We start from the raw sequence: 24,626 nt of genomic DNA on the forward strand, positions 1-24,626 counted from the left end.
TTCAAATTATTCAAATTATTCAAATTATTCAAATTATTCAAATTATTCAAATTATTCAAATTAAAACAGGTAGCAATACATGAGAATTACAGAGTAATCCTCAGACCACTCATCCACCGATCCGGCATAGGCGCGTCAGTGTATCATCCCATTGGTTGCTACCTGAGATCTATACAACTTCATAAAATAAAAAGATGATCTAGCATGGTGCTATCAAATTGACGGTTGATAATTCTCCTGTAAAAAGTCGGTGGAGGAGTTTTGATGATGTTTTCTCAGGTGCTGGGTAATTCATGAGACCTGACTACGGATCTTCTCTATGTTTACTTTCGAGACCTACACGAATAATTTCACTGCTTCATCAAATGTCATATAATAAACCTACACCAGTTTTTAAACTACATATGTCCAGTACATGTAAAATATGAAAACTTTACTTTTTACACTCTTGGCAGTAACTCTCTTTCTGAGTACAATGACTTTTGCAAGTGCTCAATCTAATACTACTGGTACTACTCCACATAGTAATATTGCATCCACAAATGGGAATGTTACTGATCCAACCATTGTTTTAGGAGGACCTCAGGATAATCCGAATATATCTAATACTACTACACAAGTACTCACACCAGTAAGACAACCCACTACACCACCAACACCGTCTGATAATCAAGGAGTAATTAACACCGCACTGTCTATTCCAGAATTACAAAATTGGTCACATGATTGGCAATATGTTGGCATGTCATTTCTTGGAAACAACAAGGCTGGAACATCTGCTTTTCAATGGGAGTATGCATTTGTCGATCTAAAAGCGCCTTCTAATAGTGCACCTTTTCCATGTAAGATTGATTGGAGCGCAACTATAGAAGTAGATATGACTACAATGAAAATAATATCTGCGGACTACCTACAATGGAATCACATATCTGTGAGGGTCCTGAAGGTGGAGGAGTACAGGATCAACCACCAGCAGTATATCGACCTACTACCTCACAACAAGTTTCCAATACTACAACTACAGCAATAAAACCCAATGTACAAGTAGCTCCTCAAGTAACGCAACCAGCTATAACTTTGGTACCTACATTGTCAGCAATATCATCAACAATTCCTGTTTGGGTGAAAGGTATTTTCAATTATCATGGACAAGGACAAATATCTGATAATGAATTGATCAATGCAATCAGCTTCCTAGTACAACAAGGAGTCATCAAACTAAAGTGACTAACAAAAAATTAACCCATAATCAACCGAGAATTTACACGTAGAAGATCAACCGCAGACTATACAGCACCTCTAGCATTTAGAAATTCATCCGGTAATCACTATACGGCCCATCTGAATTTGCCGATACGACTTAACCTATATAGTTTGATGACGTATAGTATGAAATGAAGAAGAATGTCTCTGATGCAGAATTTGTAAACGAGTCAGTAGAATTTTTCAACGAGCGAATTGAACAAATAATTGCTCAACTTCATGAATCTGCTCTAACCCCTCAGCAAAAAACTACACTGGAAAATGAAAAACAAATAATCATAGAGCGAAGAAACTATTGGAAGATAGAGCAGACTAAATTGCAATTATGTGACTAAATTCACTCGTTTGTTTTTACTTGTCTAATCACAGTTTTGTCATTTTGTCCAGTTTAGTTTACAAAGTACCTTGGAAAGGAGTTAACGAAGAGTCCACTTTATCCAAGATAAATCTTAGAAATTCTGATAATGGTTTTTTTAGCCAATGTTTTGCATTCCATTCCAAAACTAGATCATGATAAAACTTCCATTCGTCTTCATCTTTTTTTAGATGTAATACCATCATTTTTTCAAATTCTCTTGTATCCCAATCAACTGGGCATAGCTTGCTATCCATCTGGGTTAATTTACCATCTCTAACTTGAAACGGGTAAGATTTACACACACCGGGTTTGAAATCGTTTACGGTACAACGAAAGAACTCCCCAGATTCTACAAGAAACGTGCATGCATTACTTTTTTGTTTTAATGCAAGATCAACTAGTCCTTCTTTTACCTTTATGCCAAGATCAAAGTCCTTTGCGCCATAGATATCAAGAAAAGTCTCAGGTTTTACCCCGAGTCCTTTTACAAGCCTGTAAACATCATGTGCGTTTACAAATATCGTGTATTCTTTGCAGCAATTAGTATGGCAAGAAATACAAGGATAATCTGCAACATCTCCAGAATTAGTCAGGTTTTACTTTATCATCTTGCATGCTTTATGCGTATGTCTTGTTCGATTTTTAATTGGGACACAAATCACTATATGGTAAAATAAAATATGCTTTTTTTTATAATAATTGACAAAAGTTAAGTAACGTAAAACAGACTAGAAAAATCGTGGAAAAGGGATTTGTTTTAATCAACTGCGAACTCGGAGCAGAAGACTACATAATTGAAGAGCTCAAACTCATACCACAGGTAAAAAACGCAAATGTTACGTTTGGAGCCTATGATGTAGTAGCAGAAGTACAGGCAAAGAATTCCCAAGAATTTGACCAGACCGTATCTCAAAAGATACGAACATTATCGCAAGTGGTAAGCACAATGACCCTAAAGGCTACAACCCAAGAATCAAAGTAAAATATTTTTTAGTACAATTACCATATTCTAAACAATAGCAAAAAGTTGCCAAACATAGCTTGTTCAATTTGGCGCTCCACAAATTCAAGTGTGTTTTGTTCCAAAATACAAAGTAATGTCAAATTCATTCATGACCGCAATAGATGTCATAGACCGTAGAATTATAGAACTACTTATGGAAAACGCGAGAACTCCAGCACGTCAGATTGCAAAAAAGCTTAGAAGTGAAGGTCATGACATTCAAGATCGAGCGGTTGCATATAGAATAGAACGACTTGAGAAAAGGAAGATAATAACAGGATACGAGGCCATACTTCATAAACTACTAGTTGAGGATTTTGAGGCGCTGTATTTGAAATTTAAGACAAATAAACCGTCAGATGTCTTGTCTGATGAGATCTGCAATTTTGTCAGGGAACTGCCAAACTGTTTACTGACCGCTTCAGTCACCGGAAACTGGAATCTACTAATATTGACTGCTAAAGATGAATTGGGCAAAAAATGCGAACGCCAAATTATTGAAAAGTTTTGTGAACATATTGAGGATTATAGAGTTGACAATTTGAAATTTCAGTCAATTAACAAGTTTAACATGCAGTCGGTAATGATATGAAAATTCCAGGATCCTATGAAAACACTGACAGTGGAATTACTGCTATAGTAGTTGATGATGACATTGATACTGTCTCTTTTCTTTGTGAACTTTTGGAGATAAAGGGCATCAATGTTATTGGAAAAGGATACGATGGGATGGAGGCAGTCAAGCTGTTCATAAAACTCAGACCAACCATTGTATTTCTGGATGTAACAATGAAAGACCATGACGGGTTTTTTACATTAGAAAAGATAAGAAAGATTGAACCAGATGCCATTGTAATATTGATGACGGGAGACTTGTCAGAAGACACTCAGAAAAGATTGATTGAACTTGACGCATCTTCCATAATTTACAAGCCTTATGACATTAATGAAGTAATGCGCCAGACAAACGAACTAATTATCAAACTAAAACAAGAGTTGGTGCAAGACATTGCAGCTAAAAAGGCCCGTCTAGAAAAGCTAAATATGATACTTGGGAATCGTCTACATGAATCAGACATGGATACAATTCGCAAGGCACAATATTTTGATGAAAAAGAGAAACTAGTCTAAATCAATTTAGATACCAGATTTTGCCTGGAATACCTAAAAACTGATTATAATAAATAAAAAAGAATGGGTGTGTACTCTTACTTGCTGTGAGAGTATACCGTATCTACGCTAAAGAATGGACAGTTGACAACAAAGCCTGCCACCATTGTATCGGTCATGTCACTTTTGCTAGTCAGGTCGTGAGTGTTCTCAAGCACGGTTGCCATCGTTGGGTCTTTCCATGTAACTACCTGTATTCTCCACATTGGGGAATAGTACTGGTCTCCCTCTTTTGCACTTGCTACTCCTGATTGAAATCCAAGAGGTCCGCTGCCAACTATACCGTTAGAAAATTGGTATAGATCAGCCGCTGAACTTGTAGAAATCGTATTTTGAGTCTTGTTTGCAAATACAATTCCAAGTGCGTCTGCTGGACCCTTTTGTGATGCATCAGTTGCGATATAGTAAATCGTTGAACCGTCAGGAGCAAATCCCCTATGAGCAACAAAAGTTACTTGCATCTTGTCAGTGTCTATGTTTAACACTTGGGCACTTCCGTAAGAGCCAGACTCGCTTATACTGTCGCGCAATTTCATGTGACCTGCTGGAATAGTTCCATCCAAGCTTCCACCCCACTGTACAATTGGACAATTGACAACTATTGTTGTTGGCATGATTGTTATTTTTCCTGCATTAAATGCGTTCATGATGTCATTTTCAGAGCCAAGAACTGTTGCGTTTGTTGGGTCATTCCATTGTACCAAATTTACTTTCCATAACGGACTGTAATTTGTCTGTCCTGGAATTGAATCAACAACATTTGGTTGAAATCCTAGCACGCCTCCTCCCCTGATTCCATTTTTGAATGCATAGATATTTGCAAGCGAGGTAGCTGGTGCCTTTTCTAATGCAGGTGCAAATGTTACAGGAAAGTTTGTGAAGTTAGCTAGTGCACTTGCTATTGTCGAATCAGACGCCTCAGTTGTTACATAGAATACATCTTGTCCTTCAAACAATCCCTTGACCAATGGAATAACAATTGGGAGATTTGCGTTTGATAGCTTTAGAGTCATGCCCTGGTCTTGTTGCATTGTCATTGAGTTTGACATTGAATTTGTCATTGTATTTGACATGGATGAGTTTTGTGCCATCATTTGTTCAGGCATTGTCATTGTAGGTGTCTTTCCTTTCTGTGCTTGGCCAAGTTCTATTTGCATCATGGTGTATTCTCCACGATTGCATATGTGATCTCCACATACCGGAGTATTTCCAAATGTTGCAGTAAGAGGTTGGTCGTTCAGCATGCTCAAGTCTCTCTGAGTTAGTGCATTTACAGACGGAACAAAGCCAGTTATTGCAGACATGGAAAGCAACGGCAGAATCAAAAGAACTGCCAAGCTACGAGTTTTGTATGTCATTACAGGCATAGATTCAAATTTTCTAGTTAAGACTTGTTCCAAATCTCTTCCAAATCATATGAACAAAAATCTTCAAACCATCATTATGGACAAAAATATCCAAGTAGAATGTAGTCTACAAAATAAATTCAGTTGAAAACCCACTGAAGATTTGAGTCCTGTAAGACTCTCACTAACGAATTTGAACAGGAAATTCAACACTTTTCTGATGTAATCGCTTTCCCAGATAAAATACACCTGTGATAATCCCCATCTCAATAGGTGCAATACACCATAAGCAAATCAACAAAATCTTTTTCTTTCTAGGGGATAAACCCATAACCTGTCTGTACCACTGTGATACATACTTCATTTCTTAAACCTCAGTTGGCCATACTTTCTCTTAAGGTTATCTTACACAATTTTTCTAGAAAATCCGTAAGACTTGAATTATAATCTGAGATCAAAGGATTGAGCCACGTGCATTTTGCTAGAACAGATTTAGCTAAATCCAAGGTTTATGCCAGATTAGTTCCAGTATATTCGATACGTTTTTTTAATTTTTTATTTATTGGGGCTTCAAGATAGTAGGGGGTTTTTTCCTTCCTTTGGCATATGCATAGGTAAATGCACAAACTAGGACACTAACACACAAGACAGGACCAGAAAGTTCAGGTATCACATCAGAGTGAGTCAGGTTTTCATATAATGATGAAATTGCTATAACAAACGCAACTGCGCTTAGCAGATATGACAGGTATCGAAATCCTCTAGTACCCAATGTTCTTGAAAATGCAGACCTGAACAATACACTGTCTAGTGAATCCATAGCTATCATACCAACTCCAAATATGGCTATCATTACAAGTGCAGATTCTATTCCTAGTACAACTGTACTGGCTGCAGAGATAGCAAGAGCAGAAATTTGCGTTGCAGTATCAAATCCAAGACCGAAGATTATGCCAATGATAAAAGACGAGCCAAAAGTGCCCACACCTTTTGTCCTTGGAAGAATTTTACCTATCAGAATAGCAGGAGCGGATTTTCCAAACTTTTTCATCGCGTAGATATTAATTGCTCCAATGAATCCTAGCGCCGCAGCACCCATTATTCCTGACCACATAGAAAACACGCCGCTTTTATCAATTACACTTGCAGCAACAAATACAATCAGAATCATTTCTCCCAGAACTGACAGCATATGCCCTGCGCTAAATCCAGTGCCTACCCATCTTGATTTTTTATCTGCATTATGGAATCTGACTAAATTATCAATGGCTGTTATATGATCTACATCAAGTGCATGACGTATTCCCAATCCAATCAAAGTAACAATAGTTATTGCAAATGCCCACGAGAGATAATCTGTCAAATTATAACTTTCTCCTCAAAAATATCTTGACAGAGCGTTGATGGCATTCAGCAAACTTGCTTGGCGTAATTATTTAAATACTTGGACGGTTTATCCAACTCAAAATCAATTTAAGATCGATATAAATACAATCCAAACTTTTCTAATCACATAATAAGATGCATCAAGTGATTCGACTATTATCCAGAGTTACAGACAGATATGCCCCAAGCAGGATTCTAAGCTTTGACCTGGCTCATGTCTTTAAAACCATGCAGATGATGGAGATAGGAAAGGCAAGCCGAAGCAAACTTGTTCAAGAGATGGGACTTGGTGAAGGTTCCATCAAGACATTGGTAAAACACCTAAAGATGAACGGTCTGATAGAAAACTCCAATGCCGGAATGTGGTTAACAGGTAAAGGAAGAACTGTATACATGAAACTATGTTCTGTCATACCTGCAGAGACAGATATTCCAAAATGCTCCATCGTATTAGGCAGATTCAATCATGCAGTACTCATCAGGGGTTTTGCGTATACTGTAAGAGCAGGAATTGAACAGAGGGATATTGCAATCAAGAATGGAGCCATAGGTGCAACTACCCTAATATTCAGAGAGGGCAGGTTGACAATGCCAAACAAGAGCCAAGATGCTCTAAGAAAAGAACCAAAAATATACGATCTTATCATGGCACATTTGAGACCAGAAGATGAGGATTGCATCATAATAACCAGTGCAGATGATAGAAAAACTGCAGAAATGTCTGCCAAAAGTACTGCGTTACAAATTATTTCAGAGCATGAGAAACATTTTTGACTCTAGATTAGAATGGGTTAGACGCAATACCATTATGAGATTATTTTAATAATAATTTTTACACAATGCTTTTCACATCACATGTTTAACATAATATCATTGAGTTATTTACAGAATACAATTCCTCTTGTTCTTTTGTTGATGTTGTACAATTCAGCAGTGTTTGCTCAAACATACAGTAACCCAAGTTCTGTTTTTACAAATGATTCAGATGCGGTCTGTGCATATGTACTTAATGGACACCTAATGTATGGCTCAAATTCCTGCAAAACAGATGGAGTACCCACCATTTTATCACAGGCAAAAAGTATTACACCAGACGTCATTTCGTACTTGGCAAATACTGATAAATCACTATACGTTCTGATTCTAAATCATTACCAGTGCAATGAATGTAATTTGGACTTGTCAAAACTTTGCACATATGATAACAACGGAAATCAAATTCCGCAATTTTCAGATGAACAAAAAAAAGTTCTGTCAGACCTGCAAGCAAATTTTTCATTTAACATATGTCCATTTACAAACCACTCTACCAGTATGACTCTGCCCAGTATGGCATCATACAACATACCCGATCCCCTAAAACAATTCAGGTCAGGAGTTTCTGCAAAGAATGTAAAATGTCAGAAGGGTCTTGAGATAGTTATCAAAGCAGAAGATGGTACCCCTGCTTGCGTGACACATAATGGTGCCATCAAACTGACACAAAGAGGCTGGTACAAAATGCCATGAAATAAAAAATTAGACTTTCTGCGTGAGTTTGTTTTGTAGGTTTCAAGTCATGTAAGAATCTCTACAAACTCCTTTCCACACTTTTTTATTTCCAACTTTTTTTAGATATTTTTATTCAGGATCTCTCTTTTGTTTACACTGCCTACATGTATTTCAGGATAAACAGGCATGCCTTTCTCATATGCTAATTTTTCATCATCAATATAATCAAAACTTCCAGCATCTGGAAAATCTGTTAAAATTTCCATTATCAGAATCTTTTCTCGACTAGGTTTTTGTGTCATTTCATATGTAATTGTAAAAACTTCTACAGTCCTCTTATTGCGTGGATCATACCATTGTCCTTTGATGGCTTTTTCGTAAAGCTCTACTGTTGCCATATTGAGATTACCTGAACTTTGATCATTTTTCAGCTCTTAACAAGGAATACATCAATACCCCTCCAGATATTGCAAGAGATATTACAAATGTTATCAATATTTCATGCATGTCACGTTCCTCCCTTTACTAAAACTTCTTGTGCATACACTTCTGGATATTGCTTTACCAGTTCTACGTTTAGATTCAATACATTGATGTAATCTGGTGCAAAGACTAGAGCATTTGTTTCCTTATTTTTTGCAATATCAAGTTCAACTAGTGTTTTCAAAGCATTTACCGGAATTCCAGTTGCATTACTTATAACAGGTATTTGAGAAATAGCCATGTTAGGAGTAATGTCTGGATCTACACCTGATCCTGAATCAGTTGAATTTCTTGGTTGAAAGAATTTTGTAGAGTTGAAATTTTGTGCGATAAGTTCTGAGCCAACTACTTTACCGTTTAGTACAACCTGACTTCCATTTGACTGGTATGGAAGAGTAGTCTGACCTATTGCTGTAATCAACAACGGATAGGCAACCCCCGTAGTGATAATCATAAGCACGACTATTCTAATGGCGGGCGAAAATACTTTGCTCTTTATTGTTCTCATCTTCTATATCATCTCATAAAGACCGACAGTAGAAGGTCAATTGCTTTTATTCCTGCAAATGGAAGTACCACTCCTCCGACTCCATACATCATCATGTTCTTGATGAATGTCCTCTCTGGAAGTTCTGGCTTGTATTTTACACCCTTGAGCGATAACGGTATTAACATTGGAATTACTATTGCATTAAAGATCAACGTTGACAGTACTGCACTTTCAGGACTGTGAAGTTGCATTACATTAAGCACTTCCATTTTTGGATTATCCTTCATAAACATTGCAGGAAGGATTGCAAAGTATTTTGCAACATCGTTTGCAATGGAAAATGTGGTGATTGCACCACGTGTCATAAGCAACTGCTTTCCAAGCTTTATAACTTTGAGAATCTTTGAAGGGTCAGAATCCAGGTCCACCATGTTTGCAGCCTCCCGTGCAGCTGCAGTACCTCTGTTCATTGCAAGTCCGATATCAGCTTTGGCAAGTGCAGGTGCATCGTTGGTTCCATCACCAATCATGCCTACAACGTGTCCCTTTAGCTGTTCTTCCACTACTCTGTTTAGCTTGTCAGTTGGTTTGGCCTCTGCAATAATTTGATCAATATTTGCCTCTCTTGCAATTACCTGTGCAGTAAGTAGATTGTCACCTGTGATCATAACAGTTGTTATGCCAGCGACATGGACTTCATCCAACTTTGTTCGAATGTCCTTTTTGAGAGTATCCTTAAGCGAGATCAATCCAATTATCTCGTCATTTACTGCAACTGCAAGCGGTGTTCCACCACTCTTTGACACCTCTTGAGCCTTCCAACGTAATTCTGGCTCGTTTACATTTGTGGCAATCTTTAGAATTGCCTCAACTGATCCTTTTAGGATCTTCACTGGCGTATTGGATTCTTCTAGTTCTTCCACCTTGGCAGAAACCCTAGTACGTGGTAATGTTGATTTTAGAGTTTGATCCTGTGTAGTGGATAATTTTTTCTTTGGTGAAAATTCTATGCCACTAAAACGTGTTTCTGAACTAAACTCGACAGGCTTTCCTGTCATAATCTCCATCATAAATGGCGGTTCGATTTTCTTCTCATTTGCAAGTTCAATGATTGATGTTCCTTCATGCGTGTGATCACTAAAAGATGCGGCATAAGCAGCTTGTGCAATATCTTCGTCTGTAAATTTTTCCATCGGAACAAATGCAATTGCACGTCTTGCACCTTCAGTGATAGTTCCAGTTTTATCCAAGATGAGTATATCACAATCACCTGCTGCCTCTACTCCCTTTCCAGATTTTACTATGATGTTGTCTCTTGCCAGTCTGTTAATTCCAGCAACTCCTATGGCAGGCAATAATGCTCCAATGGTGGTGGGCATCAAAGCCACTAGTAATGCAACAAGTATCGAAATATCCATGTGATATCCAAGATAGTATCCAAAGAACAGCATAGTTCCAACTACGATTATGAAAATTAGTGATAACCCTGCAAGCAGTATGGTAAGAGCAATTTCATTTTTGGTCTTTGGCCTTTTTGCACTTTCAATTAATCCTACCATCTCATCAAGGAAGCTCTTACCAGCTTCCGAGGTTATCTCAATTATGATACTGTCGTTTGCCACCTTGGTTCCTCCTAGCACTGGATTGTCCTTTTCTTTGAAGGCAGGGTTTGACTCTCCAGTCATCATAGATTCATCTATGAACGCTCTTCCTTGATGTACGATACCGTCCCTTGGAATTATCTCTCCTGCATAAACTCTAACTCTGTCTCCCACCTTGAGATTGGCGGAATTTACCAGAACCTCTTTGCCGTCTACTAGTTTTTTGGCCAAAACTTCCTTCTCCAAATTTCTAAGAGAATCAACCTTTGCTCTTGCTTGGGACTCTGATAAAGATTCAGAGAATGTTGCAAACCAAACTGTAACAATTAGAATTATGGCAGATTCAATATAGAATATACGGTTTTCATTTACAAATTCTAATGACATGTTTGGCAACAAACCTATTGCAAGTAGCAAAAAGAATCCAACTTCAACAGTAAACATTACAGGACTTTTTTTGGCAAGATAAAGTGGACTAAGCTTTGTTACAGAGTCCCCGAGCATCCTTTTGTCAAATATTGCTTGTTTTAATTTTGTCGCCATTATTCCATCACACTACATTGAAAACGGTCCCATTATCAAGAACGGAAAGAAGGTAAGTACTGTTAAAACGAATACCATTATAGATAATACCCCAACAAAGAGAAAGCCTGAAGTTTTTATTGGTTCGACAACTTCTTTTCTATCCCTTAGGGTAAACGATCCTGCAATTGCCAACATCAATACAAATGGGGCATAGCGTCCAAGTAACATGACCGCCATTGTAGACCAATTCCAAAATGGTGTGTTTGCAGATGTGCCAAGATAATCTGATCCATTGTTTGCAGCAGCTGAACTATACTCGTACAAAACTTGTGTAAATGTTGCAGGAGTTGTTTGTTCTCCTAGAATACTTTGTGCACTCTCAGTAGTATACGCCAATACTGATGGAACCAATATCAATGCAGGGTGAATCAGAAATACAAATGCGGCAAGTTTGACATCTCTGGGGCTTATCTTCATGCTCATAAATTCTGGAGTCTTTCCTACCATTAGTCCAACCAAAAAGAGCGTAAGTATTACAAAGATGATCATCATCATCATTCCTGCACCGTCTGCTCCAGGGATAGCTTGTACAAACATGCCAAGAAAGAGTCCAATTACTGCATTTGGCGACATTCCCGTAAGAGATGCATTTGCAGAACCAGTGTTTGTTGCTATTGACGATTCCTGGAAGAGCGCACTTCCAAAACTCCCAAATCGTGTCTCAAGACCTGTCGGGCCGCTCTGTTCTGAGAATCCAAGAGCAAGCATCACACCAAATCCAATCAGCATGGCAGCAAGTATGGAAATTCCCCTTCCTTTTCCCAATAGATGACCATATGCTACGGGAAATGACAATGGTATTACAAGCATAAGGATACACTCAAAGACATTTGAGACACCAGTCGGATTTTCAAACGGATGAGCAGAGTTTGCACCGAAAAACCCGCCTCCATTACTTCCAAGATCCTTTATCGACTCAAGTGATGCAACTGGCCCAATTGTAATTGTTTGATTTCCACCTTGGAGTGTGCCTACGGTGATTGTTGGATCCAACGTCTGGGGAGCCCCAAGGAAAAGTAATAACAAGGCAGAGAAAAATGCAATTGGCAGTAAAAGTGTTAAAATTATTCTAGTAAAATCAACATAAAAGTTTCCTAATCCGAATTCTTTTCTGATAAAACCTCGGATAAATGCAAATGCTGCAGCCATTCCAGATGCAGGTGCTACAAACATTAGAAAGGTTAATCCAACCATCTGTGAAAAAATCGATAGTTGTTGATCGCCAGCATAGTGTTGAAGGTTAGTGTTTGTAACAAACGATGCAGCGGTATTAAATGCAAGATCAAGTGATAACCCAGGCTTTGGCGAGAGTGGTAGATTGTTCTGATATATGAGTACTGCTAACAGAAAACCAGCTGCTATGGCATTAGTCACTATTAGTGCCAGAGTATATTGTTTCCATGTCATCTGTTCATACTTGTCTACACCAATTATCTTGTAGAAACCGTTCTCTACTCTGCCCAATGTTTTTTCTAACGGTCTTTTTTCATAAATAATCATTCTTGCAATGTATCGGCCAAAAACTACAGCCAATCCAAGAGAACCTACCAGTACAACTAGAAGTATTACAATGTCCACATAAGGTCACCTAGGTTCTTTCTTTACAATGTAGATACTGATTCCATATTGGACGTGTTTTTGACAACACTTGCAGTTCTACATTTGTATCCATCTGAAATCAGCTATTCACCAAGATACATGAATATAGAGATTTCCGTAATTCAATAACATTATTAATCCATTATTACGTTATTAAATAACATGTCACAGATAATTAGAGAACCACCCTTTGTACCTGATGAGTTAGATCTACTGATACTAGAACACATGTCAGATGATGCAAATGTCCAGTTCAAACATCTGTCCGAATCATTGAAAGTTGATCAACGTACAATTGCAAAACGCGTAAACAAAATGAAAGAACACGGTGTTCTAAAAAATACAATAGAAATAAGATGGTCACGAATTGGCGTGGGAATTGCAGCCTATGTGGGTGCAGAAACAGGTCTTGGAGAAAAAGATTTAGTTAAATTACGCGAATTTATTCGTAAAGAACCACGTGTGATAGAAGCATATTCCACAATAGGAAGTCAGGAATATTTTATTAAAATTTTGGAAACTGATTTACAGAGTTTAAGGGAAGAGGTTTTGATGCCGTTGGAACCAATCACTTCAAAGCTTACTAGTTCCATCATATCATCCAAAGTAAAGCAGAAAGACGATGTCTCACTTCTCCGTTTTCTCAGACAACGATGGTTTTCACATAAAAAAAAGTAAGGCGTCATAATAATTCTGGTCGAGTATGAAACTTTTATGAATATCTTTGATTGGCATTATAATTAGTTGAAAACCAGCTAAAAAGGTGCGAGTCATGTAAGACTCGATAAAACAGTTTGAACGAGTTCGAAGTAAAATGGTTATAACTTATTAGTCATTGATAAATAAGTAGTGAATAAATATTTTCTAGTTTTAATTTTCATAGCAGTCGCAATTTCAGCATTTGTGATTGGTCAAAGTGTTGGTATATCCATGGCTTCTCCATCCAGTGCAATTTCAAACACCATACAATGGCCAAATATTCACCAAAATGTAGCGACGGATTTCAATCCCCAAATAAAATCACCACAAATTGAAGATAGTTCTTTTATCAGCCCCTTTGCTGTTGTTATTGGAGATTGTCATATTGGAAAGATGGTATTCATGGCTCCAACGTCTGTTTGTAGAGCCGATGAAGGTACTCCAATTTACATCTCTGATTATTCTAATATTCAAGAAGGTGTAGTATTACATGCACTAGAGACTACATTGGATGGAAACAACATAGACGGAAGAAGATTCTCTCAGGATGGAGACAGGCTACTTGCAAATGATTCTAGATTTGATCAAGGTTATGCCGTATTTATCGGTAGTAGTGTAAGTCTTGCACATGATTCAATGGTGCATGGACCTGCTTGGATTGGGAATAATACTTTTGTTGGCATGAAGAGTCTTGTCTTTAATGCCAAAGTTGGAAGTAATGTGGCAATTGGTGTTTTTAGCCTTGTAACAAATGGAGTGGTGATACCAGACAACAAATTTGTTCCGCCAGGAAGTCAAATTCTTACCCAGGCAGAAGCTGACGCTTTACCTTCTCGCATAGGAAGTGGAGCATATGAAAATATCAACAAAGGTGTTCTACATGTCAACAAGGATCTTGCAGATGCCTATAACAGCAACGACCTTGGAAAAATAAAGTATTACAGAGAAGCATTGATGGAGGAGGAAGGTATGGCTGCTACACAACCTTCGCCATAAATTTTTGTGTAATTTATTCACAAGAGAAAAGTTAAGTTGTGACTTTTTCATTTTTACATGGTCTTAGTCCTGTAAGGCTCGTTATTATTTTGGTGTTATATGGTACCACTTTCTAATAAAGAACTTATTTTTGAATACTGTTACCTCTTCGGTAGTTGTTATCGCTGTTACCCGTCGGTTGGTAGAAATTTATGAATGGCGAGTTTTTTTCTTCTTTTTATTTTTATTAGATTGGTAGGCAAAGAAACCAAGCATTATACCAATAATAATAGTCGCTATAACTATCCCCATTAAAATTGATGGACTGACATGAGAAGCATCCATAGAAATCAGGTATTGAAACCAAGTTAATTAAGATTCTAATTTTTATGAAATACTAAGAAATTCGTAATCTCTTGCCTTTCTTGCATCATTTTCTATCATGATCTTTCTTTCAACGGGTTATGTCTAGTGCTACTGCGTGAACCCATGTATCCCGGTAATCACATATTGCCCTGTGGACCTTACCGTTAGCAGCATCGGACTGACCATTTGTATCAAAAATTAGTTCACATGAAATATGATACGTCTCACACCAGGTTTACAAGCCAGCCAACTGCAAAGCCAACAAAAATTCCCATATAGATGGCTCGTTGAGTCAAGACAGATACTAGAGTATTACCGTGTTTTTCTTTTGAGTCACGTGGCACTTCAACAATAATCTGTGATGGGGCAACAGATGGTTCTCTGAAAAGTATTCTGAACATTGGAAGTATTACATATAGTATAGTACCTATTGCTATGCCATTAAATGCCAAATCAAGAACATTTGAATTGTAAACGTATCCAATGCCGCCACCAAGTATTGTTGGAAGACCTCCTACTAGGAACATCAATGATAATATGCCCAGTTTCTTGTCCAATTTACCCGCCATTGGTGCAGCTATTGGAAAGCCTTCCGTTAAATTCTGAATTGTAAAACCAGCTAGTATTACAAACGTCTCACCTGCAAGTCCATACTTTACGCTTGCAGATCCGTAGACTAATCCTTCAGTTAAATTCTGGAACCCCATAGCAATGGCAATTATCAGAGCCAGTTTGATAGGCGACAACCCATTCTTTGATCTGTGTTCAAAAAAATACAAAATAAGAAATCCTCCAGCTACAGCCGAGCCAAATATTCCATCAAAAAATGCCGATGTGCCATATCCTTGTAAAGAACCATCATTTAACATCGGGGCTACATCAGAATAGATATCGGCCATTAGAAAGACAAGAATGCCAACTGCAACAGCATTGAAAAACTTGATTTTTCTATCACCCAGTTTCTTGCGGAGAACAAGTGGTAGTGACAAAAAGGTGGAAAGACCCATCACTGCACAGAGTGTTATTGTCAGTATGAAATTAACCAATTCATTGTCCTCCATGACAGACAGGATTTCCATAACATGAGAGATCAACACCAGAAATATCAGATCCGTCTATGTCTGCACCTTGAAGGTTTGCATGTGCAAGACTGCCTCCGGTAAGATCCATATCGTCCATGTCTGCATCTTGTAGATTAGCACCTGTAAAATCAGCGTCTAGAAAGCTGGCGGTAGAAAGATCAGCACCCTTGAGATTTGCATTTGTAAAATTAGCAACTTCGAATTGGGTTTGTGTAAATATCACACCTTGCAGGTTTGCACCTTGAAAGTTGCTACTTGGAAAGGTAGTTCCAGTAATCGTGGCACCTCTAAGATCCGCACCCTTGAAATTAGTGTGATAGACATCTGCGTATTCAAGGTCTGCACCCCGAAGATCTGCACCTGCCAAGTTTGAATTTGAAAGGTAGGCACCACGCAAGTTGACATTTTGGAGGTTTGCTTTTGAAAGGTTGACGTTAAACAAATCTGCATCTATAAAAATACTGCCTGACAGATTAGAGCCAGACATTTGAGCATCATGAATACGAAGGTAGTTCCAATAACAGTTGCTCAAGTCAGCATTTGGATGCACTTGCATGTTGCAAAGTTTTATTATTGGCGGTGTTACAGTTTTTGCTGTTACAGAATTATTTTTATCCGTGTATTCATTTTCATCTTGCTCTTCACCAAAAACCTTTGTTACTTGTCCCATTGGAAATAGAAGCAATGTTACAGTGATAAAAAATAAAATGATTTTTGAATTTGTTTGCATGATTAGGTCAAGATAATCAATGGCATTTAACATGTTTGAAAGAAATAAGTTCTGAAAACAAATTCTAATTCTAATAACATGGAATTAAAATAAAAAAATTAGAAAAATAATTTTAACATCATTTTAATCTATGGTATGAAGTAAATCCTTGCTTCCTCTCGTTGTCTTTTCCTTTGGTTTTTCATTTTCATAACCAATTGGAATTATAGCTACTGGCCTCTGACCTTGTGGAAGATGTAATATTTCTGAAACTTTCTTTTCATCAAATGCCCCAATCCATACAGTAGACAACCCAAGTGCATGAATTGTTAGTTGGGCATATACAGCGGCAATAGTGGCATCCTGAACAGAGAAGAACTGGGACCTTTCTCCGAATCGTTCAACAGAGCGAGATGGATTAGCACAAAAAACAAGCAATAAGGGGGCTTGAGCAATTAGAGCCTGGTCTTTAGCAGCTAACACTAGGCTTTTTTTTATTTCTTTATTTTTTATGTGATAGATTTCAAATGTTTGCAAGCCACCAGAAGACGGAGCCAAGTTGCACGCTTGCAATATTTTGGATAGTTTAGATTCATCAACCATATTATCCTTGAACGCCCTAATTGAGCGCCGCTTATTTAGAAAATTAAGGAATGCATTCTCATCCACGGCATCTCACCTTTTGTGTCAAAACCACGACCAATAGATCAAGGCGATTTGTTATAATAGCGTCGAAAAATATCAAACTTGAGAATCATCACCGGGCACGTCAATTTTACATCATAAGGAATTCCATATTTGCCATAACAGTTTGACATGACGTAATTTTTCCCCTTGCAAAAAATTTTTCGTTTTAAATTTATTTCAAATCCAACAGTGTTTGATAAAAAAGAATAAAACAAAAACATCCTGCTGCTGCAAACATCGTCAAATGTTAGAAAATTCTCAAAGCATAAAAATCCAAACTATGATTTTTCACTCGGAATAGATAATTCAGTCAAAATTCCGCCAACAAATCTATTGTGTTTAGTTGTGGTAATCTCTTGATTTGCAAGCTTTGAGATCTCGCCTACCAAGTCATCATCGCCAGATAGCATCAACTTTATGGTATTGTAATGAGCCAAAACTATAGCATCGTTTTCTCCAGACGCAATCTTGGTCACAAGTTTTTTTATAGTATCAATCTTGATATCATAGGACATTTTTGAAAAACAGTGTCTCAGTATATCTCCTACAATTTTTTGATGTTCTTGTCCAACTGTAATGTTGAGCCGAAATTTTGGAATACGAGATAGGTCTTTAACTAAATCTAATAATGGAGATTCCGAATCTGTACAATATTTTGCCATAAGCGTAACAAACTGTGATTTTGTAATATCATCAAGTAGATAAGAAGACTCTAGGCTCTTGCTTGCCTCAATTGTAAACTCTGTTACAAGAAAGAGAAGTTCCAAAGGGTAGTTGATTGCACGTTTACTATATTGTACCGGATGACTAACAAACATTTGGTTTATCTTGGCAAGTGTTTGGGCAAAGACCAGGCTCTTTTGCGGTCCATCTGCTAACTTGCGAATAAGCTTGAGACAGACCACCAAGAAAAGAACATACTCTTTGATGGTTACATTTAATGGAAGAGCAAGTGCCTCAAATTCATTTGTAAACCTCTCAAGAACTTTGAGTATTCTCTCCTGCTTGTCCATTCTACGCAGATCAAGTCTACCTTCTGAGCGCGTGGAACTGTCAGTGATTTCCCCCGCCATCAAAATTCCTTTATCTTTGACATTTAAGAAAATTGGACTGCCCTGTTTTAGTACACTTAGAATGTACTCTAGTTGTCCTAGCCCATACATCTTACGACTTGTGGTAAGCTCTTCGACAGATTTTATCAGATCTTCAGACAACGCTTTTGTGATAAATCATCCAATAGATAAATCTGACAAGATATTTTTTGCGCTACTTTTCCTGTGCCAAGTACATATGAAAAATCATTTCCCAGATTGAAATTGTTGGAAATTGTTTAAGGCACAAAAGTTTGATCACCATTAGGATAAATACACTAGAAAACTTATCTTCAATATCTGCGTAAATTTAGCATGTCGTCTTATGTTGTAGAGAGGAACTTGGGCCAGTACATTTTCTTCATGGATGTCTCACCAGCATGGTGGTTAAATCACAGGTCGAGCGATGAAAAAATTATAAAATACATAATGGACAAATTTGGTCGAGACTATTATCCCAGAACAATATTTCAAGCAAGAAAACAAGTTGATCTTGATGACCTTGGCAACCCTCTTAGCAGATACATAAGGTCGGAGATTATAAATAGAGATTTTTCATTCGAGTTTTTACCTGAAGAAGAGATACACAAATCACACTATACCATAAGAAATGGAAACGTAATCTTTGAAAACAATCTAAGAAGACAAAATGCAAGGCTAAAAATATCTGTCAGAGTTTACAACTAGATTTTATTTTAAATTTTTATGAGTACCATCACAAAACGGTCTGTTTTTTGATTGCTGGCAGCCACATGCATGAATAATAGTCTCTTCATCATAAGTGATTACTGTGGGTACAATTCCAGAGCCCTTGTGTGAGCCATCACAGTATGGACCGTTCTTTGATTTCCCACACATGCAAAATGCAATTGTCTCGCCAGCTTTTGCTTTAATTTCAAATGGATGATTTTGCCAGCCTGTCATGACATAATCAAATGTTTAACAGTATTTATGATTTTTCTAGAGAAAATATTTGTTGCATTAGAGAGGAGGAGCTGATGCAGTACCGCCACACCTAGTACAAGGTCGTGATGTGAATGGCTCACCAAGTTTCATAGTTACTTTAAACTGAGTTTTACATTTGCCACATGTATATGGAACTTGTACTGTTGTCATGTGGTATAGAAAAATTTCTTTTGTCAGTATAAGTGTTAGCTAGTATGTATCAAAAACTGAATATCTAGCCCAATCTAGAACCAGAATGAGTAGACGGGCTACTCACTGTAAATGTTTCAGAGCCGCTACCAGAGAGATATCCAGATTTTGCAGCAGTTGCACTTGCTGTGTATGTACCAGTTGGCGCATTTCTTGAAATGGAATAATTGAAAGTCACTTTACCGCTTGTATTTGTTGTTCCACTTCCCTGTGCGGTACTGCCATTAGGAGCTGTTACTTTCAATGTTACTGATGCTCCACTAACTGGAGTTGAGTTGTTGGTTACCGACACAGTAAAAGATGCAGTTGAACCTTGTGTGAATGTATTTCCTATAGATGTGACAGAAACTGAGAGTGGAGTTGAAATTGTAACTGGGATGCTAATAGAATGAGATATTGTGCCATCTGTTGCAGATACTGAAATTGTTGTAGATGATGAAGGTGTAGTAAAAGTCATTGTCGTAGTAACACTTCCTGAAGAAGATACAATTACAGGATTTGGACTAAATGATGCACCGGTAATCGAAGATGATAATGTAATACTGCCGCCAGAAGGATAACCATTTACCGGAGTAATAGTAATAACAGAGTGTTGAGTCGAGCCTGCAGTTACTGCAAATGATGATGGGCTAGCAGAGATTGTAAAGTCAGGAACTGGAGGTAGTGTAAGAGTTGGAATTAGATTATTTACCTGTGGACTGCCAAGACCAGTTACTTCGTCGTAACCTACAGATGCATTACATACTATACCACAGTTTCCGTTGCTGCCAGATGTGATATCATGATAATTTGTAAGATATTTTGAGCTAGTTGCTGCACCATACAAGGCATTGCTTGTACCATATGATGCGGATGCAAGTTTTGCATTTTGGCTATTTGCTATTGCAGAGATTGCAGCCCATTGTGGAGCGCCAGCACTCGTACCTCCAACTGTCCACCAACCACTTTGAGACTTGCCATTAGTAACTATTGGAACACTGTCATAAACATATACTCCAGTGTTTGGATTACCGTCATAAGCTACGTCTGGGACTGCTCTGTTAGCATTTGTATTAAAATTATTTTGATAAGTAGGTTTTGGTTCATATGTACTGATACCTCCACCACTGTCAAGCCATGCAGTTTCACTCACCCAGTTTCCTGAGCTGTCAGTTGTAAGTGTAGTACCACCTACAGATATTACATAAGGTGATGCCGCTGGCCAATAGACACCATGACCACCATCTCCGGATGATACGAAGAAGCTAGTTGTTGGACGGTTGTAATGAGAATCATAACTTGTTTCAGTTGAAAATTCACTTCCTCCCCAGCTGTTAGAGACCTGTTGAGCACCACTTGCTACTGCAGTATCCACACCAGTAAGAAGATTTCCAAGTGAGTTATCGGTTGATTCTACTAGAACAATTTTTGCACCTGGTGCAATAGAATGAGCCCATTCAACATCAAGAGAAGTTTCCAATGCCCAGCCAGAATCAGTAGAGGGAGTTCCCTGAAGATTTGTTATTAAACAAGAATTAGCAGGACATGATGGCAAACCAAATTGAGTATCAAATGTTTGAAGATCACTTGCAATATTTGGATCGTTATATGCGTCTACAATTGAAATTATTTGATTATGGCCACAAAGACTTGGGTCAGTCCAGTCAGAGGTCGTAGTAAAAGCACAAGTCAAACTCTTGAAACCGTATGCTGTCAAGATAGTTGAAGGAGCATTACCGCCTGTTAGAGTGGTTGCTGCAGGACCTATGAATATTTTGACATGTGCTGGATGGTGTTCTTTTATTTTTAATGGGTCACCTGAAATTGGAGATTGATTTGAAATGCCAGAGGTTGACAATAGTCCACCAGGACCGTGTATTTCATCTTGCTGGGAATCCGTTCCAGGCAAACTAGCAAGTGCGCCACTGCCAGCAAGACTTGAACTTAGTAACAATAACGAAATAGCAGTAATTACAGAGATTGCCTTTAGCACCATTGACGCTTCTTTTCTAAGTTGACTTAAAAGCATTACTTAACTTTAATCAGTTCAGTCTAGTCAAAAATTATGGACATTACCTCACATCTCTGAGAATATAGTTGGAATCATAGACCAACACTTAGAATTTGAACAAATTATGATTTTTACCTAAAACCAAGACGATGGATGCCATTATAGATATTGCAAATATCACTATTGAGATAGAAGGAAATTCCGGAATTGAGGAACTGTCAGATATTTCAAAGGTAAACAATTTTGAAACAGTATTTGGCAAATTATTTCCAGTATTATATGAGAATGTAACATTAGCATTTGTAGCACCAGGCAAGGTAGCAATATACGAATTAGCCTGGCTTGGTCCAACTATAGTGGCATTCTCCCCAGGCTTGAGATTTGCATTAAATATTGCAAAGCAGCCCATTGCTTGACTTGTCTGCACATTCTTGTCAAAGGTTATAGAAAGAGGAGAGACACATCCTCCGTTAAAGTAAATTGTGCTGGGAGAATTATTTACTATGGTTGCATTAATTCTGATAGAATTTCCAACGTGTACATTTGCCGGACTAGTTTGAATATTTGTAAGTTCAACTTCTTGCCCAAAAGCTGGTACACCTTCTAAGAAGCAAGCAACAAAAATCAATGAGATCAATAACAATATTTTTTGTAATCTTCCAATTTGCACATTTGTAGTATTCCAGAAATGACTCTTAAAGGATTGGATTCATGTGAGAAGTGTACTCCAAGTTTTATTGTCACGTTAAACTGATTTTTGCATTTAGCGTACGTATATGAGACTTGTACTGTCATGACGCTCTAAAAAAATCAAGTTGAATCTGCAGGTACCAGACTTCTAGGATTGGGGTTGAACTTACTTACAATGTATAGTACCTTGTCATCACCTTCTGGCAGTGGATTTGCACATCTACCGCATTTTGGCAAAACTACAACTGCATCAGCATCAATTTCACCTATGAATCTATCACACTGAGAACAACGAACTGATTTTTTATCATAGATGTTCATGATATACATTCACAGATCTTGATGATAAGTAAGTAGTCTGCACTGCCGTGCAAAAATTTGTTTTACACATAAAAGTTGGATTTCATTTTTATCTACAACAAGTCAAGAAGTCCTTTAGTACTTTGATTGTATAGTAACATCATGACTATTGACACAATTCTTGAAAGCATAATGCACACGGACAAGCATATCAGATATGCCACAATTGCCGACATTCAAGGAAATGAAATCAAGACTCGGGTGAGGGAAGGAATAGAACCATTTCTAAATCCTCAAGATACAAAAGAAACACTCCAGTATGCAGCAAACGCATGGAAGATTAGAAGGACCTTTGAGCCAAAGATTGGAAAAGGTCAGTACGTTTTGGCAGTATATGAGAAGCTAAGGCGATTGACAATGCCGCTTGCAGACAAGTATCTCATCATGATTACTTGGGGCCCAGATGGCGGAACATTTGATATCATAGAACACATGCAAAACATGTTCTCCGGCGATGCTACAAAAGACTGGTAAATTTCCATTTGAATATTTTTTTAGGTAATCACATCGTTAGCTGTGCAAGTTTTAGGAAATACATTGTTTCTAAGACTAAATTACATTATCACATGAATTAAGTTGTTTCAATTATTAGAGCAAACTATTTTGCGCAATATATCACATCTTAAAAAATATCCAGATTTTAAAACAAGGATTCCACGGATTTCAAGGCATCCCATACTGGTCCCACATGACCAAATTCATCAAAAGCCAACTGACGGGTTTCTCTTATCTTTTTCTTATTATCAGGATCGTCCCTTAACAAGACTACCAAGTCTTCTAGCCTGTCTGCCAACTTTGATTGGTCTTCCACATCTACACCTTGGATGGATTTTATCTCATCAGCTGTTAAAACGGTTGACTGTTTTTTTGATTTAGACAAAGTTCTAATTATTTCGTCAATTTTCAGAATTGTTGCGTCCTTGTCCAATAATTGCAATGATAAAATTCCATTATTTAAATTGAGATCTATTGTCCGTTGATCCTTAACGCATCTAGATATATCTAGGTCACAGTCTATTTTGAATTATTTTTTTTACAATCCTACACTGGTGATTGCATTTCCAGAATTTGCATCAACTATGAGAATTATTTTCTTGCTCTTGTGGTCGTATTGGGCAAACCATATTGGAACATGCAATAGTTCACCGCTTGCAACTTCTTCCTGGGTCTCCATCTGCCTAATCATGTGGTATTTTGCATGAACCCTCTGAGACTGGATTTGATCAACTATGTTTTTTGCCTGGCTTTTTGCAGCATCTTCGTTGATATCGCCATTTAATACCTTCATCGATTTTGGAATCTTTTTTGAATCAAAGTCAGTTTTTTGATCAAATGCAAATTCATAGCCATGAGGCTGGTATGCCGTTAACGATTTTACTGCTATTACAGGACAGTTGTAGCTTTCATCATAAGTATATGCCTTAGTTGCATTGTTGTTCATCATTCCGCCTCCTCCCATCATTCCACCAAGTAACATTCCACCCATCATTCCACCACCATATCCACCCCTTCTACCGCCACCACCCATTGCTCCACCCATCATACCTGCCATTGCAGCAGTTGCGGCAATGCTTCCTATTTCTACTGCAATATCTGTTGCAATCAAATTTGTTTTTGCAGTTACAGGTACAACCCAGTATGGTACCATCAAAAAGTCAAGCTCTTCAAGTGTAGAGATTTCTTGAAGATGTCTATGCAAGAGTCCCTTGTCCATCATCTGATGCAATCTTGCAGTTATTTGATCTTGGTCTGATATTGTTATTGGTAACATGTAGTGCTTGGTAATATTTTGCCAGCCTGCGCTCTCTAAACTAATGCTGCTTCCGCAATACTCACAGGATATAACCATCTCACCAAATTTTGGAGTAATTGGTGCGCCACAGCTAGAGCATTTTACTTGCGTGGCTTCAGGACTTGAATCTTGTTTTGTAGTGGGATTTGCGTCTTGTTTTATAGCTGAAGCCGGGGTTTGTTTTGCACCACATTTTATACAATATACTGCATCATCTGCAAGTTGTAGACCGCATTTGACACAAAACATATCTTT

At 37.8% G+C, this 24,626-nt stretch carries 30 protein-coding genes and 1 pseudogene; 12 read left to right on the top strand and 19 right to left on the bottom strand.

The window, feature by feature from the left end:
- Window positions 1–424 precede the first annotated feature (424 nt).
- The 3 genes from C0Q33_RS02775 to C0Q33_RS02780 all read left to right on the top strand — a co-directional run bounded on the left by C0Q33_RS02775 (window position 425) and on the right by C0Q33_RS02780 (window position 1,598).
- Window positions 425–1,030: a hypothetical protein gene (locus C0Q33_RS02775; protein ID WP_101477089.1), complete on the top strand. Its 606-nt coding sequence runs from the start codon at window positions 425–427 to the stop codon at window positions 1,028–1,030.
- Between the two features lie 59 nt (window positions 1,031–1,089).
- Window positions 1,090–1,227 carry a hypothetical protein gene (locus tag C0Q33_RS09200; RefSeq protein ID WP_165776415.1) on the top strand — a complete coding sequence of 46 codons (138 nt, stop codon included), beginning with the start codon at window positions 1,090–1,092 and terminating at the stop codon, window positions 1,225–1,227.
- Between the two features lie 167 nt (window positions 1,228–1,394).
- Window positions 1,395–1,598, top strand: a complete 204-nt coding sequence (locus C0Q33_RS02780; RefSeq protein ID WP_101477090.1) for a hypothetical protein — start codon at window positions 1,395–1,397, stop codon at window positions 1,596–1,598.
- Between the two features lie 58 nt (window positions 1,599–1,656).
- Here the strand turns inward: C0Q33_RS02780 and C0Q33_RS09480 are convergent, their stop codons facing one another.
- Together C0Q33_RS09480 and C0Q33_RS09485 are read right to left on the bottom strand one after the other, a co-directional pair.
- Window positions 1,657–1,875, bottom strand: a complete 219-nt coding sequence (locus tag C0Q33_RS09480) for a hypothetical protein (protein ID WP_245867298.1) — start codon at window positions 1,873–1,875, stop codon at window positions 1,657–1,659.
- A 24-nt stretch (window positions 1,876–1,899) separates the two neighbouring features.
- A pseudogene (locus C0Q33_RS09485) lies at window positions 1,900–2,214 on the bottom strand (YkgJ family cysteine cluster protein); the annotation flags it as partial.
- 146 nt (window positions 2,215–2,360) lie between these two features.
- Here C0Q33_RS09485 and C0Q33_RS02790 point away from each other — a divergent pair.
- From C0Q33_RS02790 to C0Q33_RS02800, 3 genes are all read left to right on the top strand, one after another.
- Entirely contained in the window at window positions 2,361–2,603 is a 243-nt protein-coding gene (locus tag C0Q33_RS02790) for an Lrp/AsnC ligand binding domain-containing protein (RefSeq protein WP_101477092.1), read from the top strand.
- A gap of 130 nt (window positions 2,604–2,733) precedes the next feature.
- Window positions 2,734–3,216: an Lrp/AsnC family transcriptional regulator gene (locus tag C0Q33_RS02795; protein ID WP_165776416.1), complete on the top strand. Its 483-nt coding sequence runs from the start codon at window positions 2,734–2,736 to the stop codon at window positions 3,214–3,216.
- On the top strand, window positions 3,213–3,755 hold the full coding sequence (locus C0Q33_RS02800; RefSeq protein WP_101477094.1) for a response regulator: 543 nt from the start codon (window positions 3,213–3,215) through the stop codon (window positions 3,753–3,755). The genes C0Q33_RS02795 and C0Q33_RS02800 overlap by 4 nt, the downstream gene beginning before the upstream one ends.
- A 77-nt stretch (window positions 3,756–3,832) precedes the next feature.
- Here C0Q33_RS02800 and C0Q33_RS02805 read toward each other — a convergent pair whose 3' ends face one another.
- Together C0Q33_RS02805 and C0Q33_RS02815 are read right to left on the bottom strand one after the other, a co-directional pair.
- On the bottom strand, window positions 3,833–5,152 hold the full coding sequence (locus C0Q33_RS02805) for a DUF7482 domain-containing protein (protein WP_133120988.1): 1,320 nt from the start codon (window positions 5,150–5,152) through the stop codon (window positions 3,833–3,835).
- Window positions 5,153–5,699: 547 nt separating this feature from the next.
- Entirely contained in the window at window positions 5,700–6,503 is an 804-nt protein-coding gene (locus C0Q33_RS02815) for a HoxN/HupN/NixA family nickel/cobalt transporter (RefSeq protein ID WP_101477097.1), read from the bottom strand.
- 167 nt (window positions 6,504–6,670) lie between these two features.
- On the opposite strand from C0Q33_RS02815, the gene C0Q33_RS02820 reads away from it, so the two are divergent.
- Both C0Q33_RS02820 and C0Q33_RS02825 read left to right on the top strand, forming a co-directional pair.
- Window positions 6,671–7,300 carry a DUF4443 domain-containing protein gene (locus C0Q33_RS02820; RefSeq protein WP_245867299.1) on the top strand — a complete coding sequence of 210 codons (630 nt, stop codon included), beginning with the start codon at window positions 6,671–6,673 and terminating at the stop codon, window positions 7,298–7,300.
- Between the two features lie 99 nt (window positions 7,301–7,399).
- Window positions 7,400–8,035, top strand: a complete 636-nt coding sequence (locus C0Q33_RS02825) for a hypothetical protein (RefSeq protein ID WP_101477099.1) — start codon at window positions 7,400–7,402, stop codon at window positions 8,033–8,035.
- Window positions 8,036–8,136: 101 nt separating this feature from the next.
- Here C0Q33_RS02825 and C0Q33_RS02830 read toward each other — a convergent pair whose 3' ends face one another.
- From C0Q33_RS02830 to kdpA, 4 genes are all read right to left on the bottom strand, one after another.
- Window positions 8,137–8,415 (bottom strand): hypothetical protein, encoded by a 279-nt coding sequence (locus C0Q33_RS02830; protein ID WP_101477100.1) that lies wholly within the window; start codon window positions 8,413–8,415, stop codon window positions 8,137–8,139.
- A gap of 110 nt (window positions 8,416–8,525) precedes the next feature.
- A complete protein-coding gene (locus C0Q33_RS02835; RefSeq protein ID WP_101477101.1) occupies window positions 8,526–9,008 on the bottom strand; it encodes a potassium-transporting ATPase subunit C in 483 nt (160 codons plus the stop codon).
- An 8-nt stretch (window positions 9,009–9,016) separates the two neighbouring features.
- Window positions 9,017–11,134 (bottom strand): HAD-IC family P-type ATPase, encoded by a 2,118-nt coding sequence (locus tag C0Q33_RS02840; RefSeq protein WP_101477102.1) that lies wholly within the window; start codon window positions 11,132–11,134, stop codon window positions 9,017–9,019.
- A gap of 12 nt (window positions 11,135–11,146) precedes the next feature.
- A complete protein-coding gene (gene kdpA, locus C0Q33_RS02845; RefSeq protein WP_101477103.1) occupies window positions 11,147–12,754 on the bottom strand; it encodes a potassium-transporting ATPase subunit KdpA in 1,608 nt (535 codons plus the stop codon).
- Window positions 12,755–12,937: 183 nt separating this feature from the next.
- Between kdpA and C0Q33_RS02850 the strand changes: the two genes are divergently transcribed.
- Complete coding sequence (locus tag C0Q33_RS02850; RefSeq protein ID WP_101477104.1) at window positions 12,938–13,453, top strand: Lrp/AsnC family transcriptional regulator; 516 nt, start codon at window positions 12,938–12,940, stop codon at window positions 13,451–13,453.
- 171 nt (window positions 13,454–13,624) lie between these two features.
- On the top strand, window positions 13,625–14,470 hold the full coding sequence (locus C0Q33_RS02855) for an LbetaH domain-containing protein (RefSeq protein WP_101477105.1): 846 nt from the start codon (window positions 13,625–13,627) through the stop codon (window positions 14,468–14,470).
- A gap of 569 nt (window positions 14,471–15,039) precedes the next feature.
- Here the strand turns inward: C0Q33_RS02855 and C0Q33_RS02860 are convergent.
- From C0Q33_RS02860 to C0Q33_RS02875, 4 genes are all read right to left on the bottom strand, one after another.
- The gene (locus C0Q33_RS02860; RefSeq protein WP_133120989.1) at window positions 15,040–15,861 is read right to left on the bottom strand and encodes a ZIP family metal transporter; all 822 of its coding nucleotides are present in this window, start codon (window positions 15,859–15,861) and stop codon (window positions 15,040–15,042) included.
- A gap of 1 nt (window position 15,862) precedes the next feature.
- Window positions 15,863–16,627: a pentapeptide repeat-containing protein gene (locus C0Q33_RS02865; protein ID WP_165776417.1), complete on the bottom strand. Its 765-nt coding sequence runs from the start codon at window positions 16,625–16,627 to the stop codon at window positions 15,863–15,865.
- Window positions 16,628–16,750: 123 nt separating this feature from the next.
- Complete coding sequence (locus C0Q33_RS02870; RefSeq protein WP_133120990.1) at window positions 16,751–17,275, bottom strand: nitroreductase family protein; 525 nt, start codon at window positions 17,273–17,275, stop codon at window positions 16,751–16,753.
- Between the two features lie 296 nt (window positions 17,276–17,571).
- Complete coding sequence (locus tag C0Q33_RS02875; protein ID WP_101477109.1) at window positions 17,572–18,507, bottom strand: hypothetical protein; 936 nt, start codon at window positions 18,505–18,507, stop codon at window positions 17,572–17,574.
- Window positions 18,508–18,699: 192 nt separating this feature from the next.
- Between C0Q33_RS02875 and C0Q33_RS02880 the strand changes: the two genes are divergently transcribed.
- Window positions 18,700–19,071, top strand: coding sequence for a hypothetical protein (locus C0Q33_RS02880; protein WP_101477110.1), 372 nt, complete (start codon window positions 18,700–18,702; stop codon window positions 19,069–19,071).
- A gap of 3 nt (window positions 19,072–19,074) precedes the next feature.
- Here C0Q33_RS02880 and C0Q33_RS02885 read toward each other — a convergent pair whose 3' ends face one another.
- From C0Q33_RS02885 to C0Q33_RS02900, 5 genes are all read right to left on the bottom strand, one after another.
- Window positions 19,075–19,308 carry a CDGSH iron-sulfur domain-containing protein gene (locus C0Q33_RS02885; RefSeq protein ID WP_101477111.1) on the bottom strand — a complete coding sequence of 78 codons (234 nt, stop codon included), beginning with the start codon at window positions 19,306–19,308 and terminating at the stop codon, window positions 19,075–19,077.
- Window positions 19,309–19,365: 57 nt separating this feature from the next.
- Entirely contained in the window at window positions 19,366–19,500 is a 135-nt protein-coding gene (locus C0Q33_RS09560; RefSeq protein ID WP_281258818.1) for a hypothetical protein, read from the bottom strand.
- Window positions 19,501–19,564: 64 nt separating this feature from the next.
- Complete coding sequence (locus tag C0Q33_RS02890; protein WP_133120991.1) at window positions 19,565–21,547, bottom strand: SpaA isopeptide-forming pilin-related protein; 1,983 nt, start codon at window positions 21,545–21,547, stop codon at window positions 19,565–19,567.
- 88 nt (window positions 21,548–21,635) lie between these two features.
- Window positions 21,636–22,199, bottom strand: a complete 564-nt coding sequence (locus tag C0Q33_RS02895) for a COG1361 family protein (RefSeq protein WP_101477113.1) — start codon at window positions 22,197–22,199, stop codon at window positions 21,636–21,638.
- A 140-nt stretch (window positions 22,200–22,339) separates the two neighbouring features.
- Complete coding sequence (locus C0Q33_RS02900; protein ID WP_101477114.1) at window positions 22,340–22,540, bottom strand: hypothetical protein; 201 nt, start codon at window positions 22,538–22,540, stop codon at window positions 22,340–22,342.
- A gap of 141 nt (window positions 22,541–22,681) precedes the next feature.
- Between C0Q33_RS02900 and C0Q33_RS02905 the strand changes: the two genes are divergently transcribed.
- Window positions 22,682–23,053 (top strand): hypothetical protein, encoded by a 372-nt coding sequence (locus C0Q33_RS02905; protein WP_101477115.1) that lies wholly within the window; start codon window positions 22,682–22,684, stop codon window positions 23,051–23,053.
- A gap of 166 nt (window positions 23,054–23,219) precedes the next feature.
- Here C0Q33_RS02905 and C0Q33_RS02910 read toward each other — a convergent pair whose 3' ends face one another.
- Both C0Q33_RS02910 and C0Q33_RS02915 read right to left on the bottom strand, forming a co-directional pair.
- Window positions 23,220–23,507 (bottom strand): hypothetical protein, encoded by a 288-nt coding sequence (locus C0Q33_RS02910; RefSeq protein ID WP_101477116.1) that lies wholly within the window; start codon window positions 23,505–23,507, stop codon window positions 23,220–23,222.
- 105 nt (window positions 23,508–23,612) lie between these two features.
- On the bottom strand, window positions 23,613–24,620 hold the full coding sequence (locus C0Q33_RS02915; RefSeq protein ID WP_101477117.1) for a zinc-ribbon domain-containing protein: 1,008 nt from the start codon (window positions 24,618–24,620) through the stop codon (window positions 23,613–23,615).
- Between the last annotated feature and the right edge of the window lie 6 nt (window positions 24,621–24,626).

The organism is Candidatus Nitrosotalea bavarica (assembly GCF_900167955.1).
GTDB classification, from domain to species: Archaea; Thermoproteota; Nitrososphaeria; order Nitrososphaerales; family Nitrosopumilaceae; genus Nitrosotalea; species Nitrosotalea bavarica.